The sequence below is a fragment of the Paenibacillus mesophilus genome (assembly GCF_005938385.1).
Classification (GTDB): Bacteria; Bacillota; Bacilli; order Paenibacillales; family NBRC-103111; genus Paenibacillus_AB; species Paenibacillus_AB mesophilus.
This window is the reverse complement of record NZ_VCRA01000094.1, coordinates 1-524: the sequence shown is the minus strand read 5'-3', so window position 1 is coordinate 524 and position 524 is coordinate 1. Positions and strand designations below refer to the sequence as shown.

Here is a 524-nt window from a genome sequence, read left to right as displayed (position 1 = left end):
GAAGTCGGTGAGGTAACCGCAAGGAGCCAGCCGCCGAAGGTGGGGTAGATGATTGGGGTGAAGTCGTAACAAGGTAGCCGTATCGGAAGGTGCGGCTGGATCACCTCCTTTCTATGGAGTACCTCGCAACCGTAGCGTTGCGGTACACAATGAGGCTTTGCCTCATAGCTTTTCACTCGTTGGCAGTTTTGAAAGAGCAGCCGCTCTTTCTTCATAAGATGTCGAAATGGTCGCAAGTTCCTTGTTGCCAAATTCGAGATCCTATGATAAGATTGTTTTCCGCCGGTAATAGGCGAACTTGTTCCTTGAAAACTGGATAGCGAAACGAATCGAGCAAGAACATCTGTAAAGGTGATCTTAGAAGCGAATCGATGAGTTTGAACGCTCTTCGTGAGTGTTCAAACAAAGTGGATAAGCTAATAAGGGCGCACGGAGGATGCCTAGGCGCTAGGAGCCGATGAAGGACGTGGCGAACTACGAAAATGCCTCGGGGAGCCGTAAGCAGGCTTCGATCCGGGGATGTC

At 50.4% G+C, this 524-nt stretch carries 2 rRNA genes; both read left to right on the top strand.

The window, feature by feature from the left end:
- Positions 1-111 (top strand): 16S ribosomal RNA (locus FE783_RS37340); the annotation flags it as partial.
- Positions 112-409: 298 nt separating this feature from the next.
- Positions 410-524, top strand: a 23S ribosomal RNA gene (locus FE783_RS37335); the annotation flags it as partial.